Genomic DNA, 4,248 nt, shown 5'->3' with positions numbered 1-4,248 from the left:
CCGCCACGCCGGCGCAGCGCCGTGACGGCCGTCGGCGCAGCGACGGGGTAGCCTGACGACCTCGCTGGATCCGTGGAGTCATGTTCGTGCGTGTCAAGACGCGGGTTGCGGGCGCCGCTGCGGCTCTCGCCCTGCTGATCGCCGGCTGCGCCGGCGCCGCGGTCGGTCGAGAGGTCGCCGCCACCGTCGACGGCCACGACATCCCCAGCGACATGCTCGCGGTCCTGGTCGACGCCCAACGCGAGAGCGACGACCGTCCCGCCCCCGAGGAGTACGCGGCCGTCGAGCAGCTGCAGCGTGAGACGCTCGCGCAGCTGATCCGCGACGAGATCGCGGCTCGCGCCGCCGGTGACCTCGGGATCGAGGTCAGCCAAGACGCGGTCGAGGAGCGGTTCAACGAGCTGGCCGAACGGTTCGGCGGCCCGGAGGCCCTCCGCCAGGAGATCGCCGAGGCTGGCCGGACCGAAGCCGAGATCCGCTCACAGATCGCCGCGGTGATCCGCCGTGAGCGGCTCCAGGAGCACTTCGCCGGCCAGGCTGAGGTGACCGACGCCGAGATCCGGGCCGCGTACGACCGGGCCCTCGATGACGAGTACCGGGTCGCCGACGTGTCCCACATCCTGGTCGAGACCAGCGAGCAGGCCGAGGATCTTCGAGCCCAACTTGACGCGGGGGCCGACTTCGGCGAACTGGCGCGGGAGCACTCCAGCGACGAGCTCAGCGCCGTCAACGCCGGGGCGCTCGGAGAGCAGCCCCGTGGCCGCTACATCGAGGCGTTCGACGAGGCGGTGTGGAACGCCGAGCCCGGTGAGATCGTCGGGCCGGTCCAGACCCGGTTCGGCTTCCACCTGATCAAGGTCAACGGGTTCCGCGAGATCCCACTGTCGGAGGTCGAACCCCGCATCCGCCAGGAGCTGCAGGCCGAGGCATCCCAGGGAGCCTTCGATGAGTGGTTCCGCGAGGTCGTCGCCGCAGCTGACGTGCGGGTCGACCCCCGCATCGGCCGGTGGGACCCCGCCACCGCGACCGTGACCCCCACCGACGCGATCCCCGAGCGCGGCAGCGTCCGGCTGGACGGGTCGGTGGCGACGCCGGCCGGTTGATCGCGACCGTCCATGGCGCGCATCGTCCTGGTCGGATCGTGCGAGCAGCTGCCGGCTCTGTTCCCGTTCCAGTGCTGGGAGGCGCTCAGCGGTGCTGGCCTGATCTGGATGCGTCACCCCGACCGGCACCCGTCAGCCCCGTTCCTGCGGATGGTCGAGCTGCCGGTGGCGCGGCTGGAACCCGCCGAGATCGAGCTGTCGCGGATGGATCTGACGCTGCCTGGGTCGCCGCAGGACCGCCGCTACGCCCAGGCGCTGATCGACCTGGCCGAGGTCGAGGGCACCGCCGTGTACCTGCTGGGACCAGACGACACGGATGCCTTCACCCGCACGGTGGGGATGGAGGCCGCCCGTTCCGGCGCCGAGGTCGAGTTCGTCTTCCACCTCCCGCCCGCCGGCATCGAGGTCGCTCACCTCGCGGAGGTGGAACGCACCCTGCGCGACCCCGAGCGCGGCTGTCCGTGGGACCTGGAGCAGGACCACTCGTCCCTGGGGCGCTACCTGGTGGAGGAGACCTACGAGCTGCTGGACGCGATCGATTCCGGTGACGACGCTGACATCGCCGAGGAGCTCGGCGATGTGCTGCTGCAGGTCGTCTTCCACGCCCAGATCGCCAGCGACCGTGGCGCCTTCGACCTCGACGACGTCGCCCGGGGGATCGCGGACAAGCTGGTGCGTCGCCACCCGCACGTCTTCGCCGATGTGGAGGTCACCGGGGCCCAGGACGTGATCGCCCGCTGGGACGTGCTCAAGCAGGAGGAGAAGCAGCGCACCGGACCGTTCGAGGGGATCCCGAGCGCCCTGCCGGCCCTCACCCTCGCGGAGAAGCTGCAACGGCGCGCGTCCAAGCTCGGGTTCGACTGGGAAGACGTCACCGGACCCGCCGAGCGCGTCCGCCAGGAGCTCGACGAACTGCTGGACGCAGGCGATCGCGACGGGCGCGCGCAAGAGGTCGGCGACCTGCTGTCAGCGGTGGTCGCGACCGCCCGCCACGTCGGCGTCGACCCCGAGGCGGCCCTACGAGGAGCGGCCACCAGTTTCCAGCGCCGGTTCGAGGCGGTGCTGGCCGCGGCCCAGGTCGCCGAGCAGGACCCGGGTGACCTCGACCGGGACGGCTGGCTGGCGCTGTGGGAACAGGTCAAGCGCTCCCAGCGGTGACGCGTCCGACGGACAGCGGTCACGTAGTCTCGGTGGTGCCCAACGACAGGAGGCCGTGGCGTGCCGCCCCAGTGCTCGTCGTGCGGTCGCTTCCTCAGCAACGCGTTCGTGCAGGGTCTGCTGATCGAGCCGGCCGACTGCCCCCGATGCGGCACCACGTTGACGGCCGACCAGTTCCACGACACCCAGGCGCTGCAGCAGGCGGCCACGCAGCCCCCGGAGCCGTCCGTGGCGGCGGGCGCCGAGCCGGCCCCGGCCGCCCGCAGCGTCCGCCCGCCGGACCTGCCCACCGAGGCGGTCACACGGGACGAGGATCGCGATGTGCTCGAGGGCTGGGACCGTGACCGCCCCGCGGCGGCCGAGGCAGGCGAGTGGATCGACGGCGCCGGGACGGCCCGCGCCATGGCGACGATCGTGGGCGCTGGCGTCTCGTGCGGCCTGATCGCCGCGGTGCTGGCCCCACGCCGTCGACGCGACCTGTTCGTGGCGTTGGCGACCCTGCTGGGCGCAGCCGTCGCGATGCTCGCCGCCCGCCAGGGCGACCAGGACCGCTGACCGCATCGTTGCGGCAGCGCTGTCGTGTCGCCTACTGTCAACTGCTGTTGTTCGAAGGGGCGCCCGCGTGGAGCCGAGATCGATCCGATCACTGCACGCCCGGCAGATCCTCGACAGCCGCGGCAACCCGACCGTCGAGGTCGAGGCCGCGCTGACCGACGGATCGCTGGGCCGCGCGGCCGTGCCGTCGGGCGCCTCGACCGGCCGGTTCGAAGCGGTCGAGCTCCGCGACGGCGACCGCGGCCGGTACGGCGGGAAGGGGGTCACGAAAGCGGTCGCGAACGTCGACCAGGTCATCGCCCCGCACCTGCAGGGAGTCGACGCCACGCTGCAACGCGACATCGACCGGATGCTGCTCGATCTGGACGGCACCGACGACAAGTCCACGTTGGGCGCCAACGCGATCCTGGGTGTGTCGCTGGCGGTGGCGAAGGCCGCGGCGGCATCGTGCGGCCTCCCGCTGTACGCCTACCTGGGTGGGCCGGGCGCGCACCTGCTCCCCGTGCCGATGCTCAACGTCATCAACGGCGGCGCACACGCCGCCAGCAACGTCGACGTGCAGGAGTTCATGATCGCGCCGGTCGGCGCCCCGTCGTTCCGCGAGGCCCTGCGGATGGGGACGGAGGTCTACCAGGTCCTCAGGCAGGTCCTCACCGACCGCGGCCTGTCGACCGGCCTCGGAGACGAGGGGGGGTTCGCCCCCGACCTGCCCACCAACGACCGCGCCTGCGCGCTGCTGGTCGAGGCGATCGAACGAGCCGGGTACGCGCCCGGCGACGACGTCGCGTTGGCCCTGGACATCGCTGCGTCGGAGCTGCGCGGAGATGCCGGCGACTACCACCTCGAAGGTGAGGGGCGCCGGCTGTCCGCCGAGGAGTTCGTCGCCTGGCAGGCCGACCTCCTCGATCGCTTCCCGATCGTGTCGATCGAGGACGGGATGGACGAGGACGACTGGGACGGCTGGGAGCTGCTCAACCAGCGGATCGGTGAGCGCTCCCAGCTGGTCGGTGACGATCTGTTCGTGACCAACGTCGACCGCGTCCGCCGCGGTATCGAGCTCGGGGCCGCCAACGCCGTCCTGATCAAGGTCAACCAGATCGGCACCCTCACCGAGACGCTGCACACCGTCGAGGTCACCCACCGCGCCGGTTGGGCTGCCATGGTCAGCCACCGGTCAGGCGAGACCGACGACGCCACGATCGCCGACCTGGCGGTCGCGGTCAACGCCGGACAGCTGAAGTCCGGCGCCCCCGCCCGGAGCGACCGCGTCGCGAAGTACAACCAGCTGCTGCGCATCGAGGAGCGCCTCGGCGACCAAGCGCGGTTCGCCGGCTGGGCGGCGTTCCCCCGGTCCAGGCGCGCGACGTGAGCGCGGCCAGGCGGGGCGCCAGCACCGGTCGGCGCGGGGCCAGCCCCCGGAAGGCACCGGCGC

General features: G+C 72.2%; 4 protein-coding genes. All 4 read left to right on the top strand.

All coding sequences use genetic code 11. The annotated features are described in order from the left end of the window. Positions 1 to 86 precede the first annotated feature (86 nt). The 4 genes from M3N57_07400 (at position 87) to eno (ending at position 4,185) form a co-directional block, all read left to right on the top strand. Complete coding sequence (locus M3N57_07400) at positions 87 to 1,103, top strand: peptidylprolyl isomerase (GenBank protein ID MDP9022508.1); 1,017 nt, start codon at positions 87 to 89, stop codon at positions 1,101 to 1,103. Positions 1,104 to 1,115: 12 nt separating this feature from the next. After that, positions 1,116 to 2,261: a nucleoside triphosphate pyrophosphohydrolase gene (gene mazG / locus M3N57_07395; protein ID MDP9022507.1), complete on the top strand. Its 1,146-nt coding sequence runs from the start codon at positions 1,116 to 1,118 to the stop codon at positions 2,259 to 2,261. Positions 2,262 to 2,321: 60 nt separating this feature from the next. Next, positions 2,322 to 2,816: a hypothetical protein gene (locus M3N57_07390; protein MDP9022506.1), complete on the top strand. Its 495-nt coding sequence runs from the start codon at positions 2,322 to 2,324 to the stop codon at positions 2,814 to 2,816. 67 nt (positions 2,817 to 2,883) lie between these two features. Then, positions 2,884 to 4,185 (top strand): phosphopyruvate hydratase, encoded by a 1,302-nt coding sequence (gene eno, locus M3N57_07385; protein ID MDP9022505.1) that lies wholly within the window; start codon positions 2,884 to 2,886, stop codon positions 4,183 to 4,185. Positions 4,186 to 4,248 lie beyond the last annotated feature (63 nt).

It is taken from the genome of Actinomycetota bacterium, from assembly GCA_030776725.1.
In the GTDB taxonomy this organism is placed as follows: Bacteria; Actinomycetota; Nitriliruptoria; order Nitriliruptorales; family JAHWKO01; genus JAHWKW01.
The sequence above is the reverse complement of the archived record's forward strand: the minus strand, read 5'-3'. Positions and strand labels throughout refer to the sequence as shown.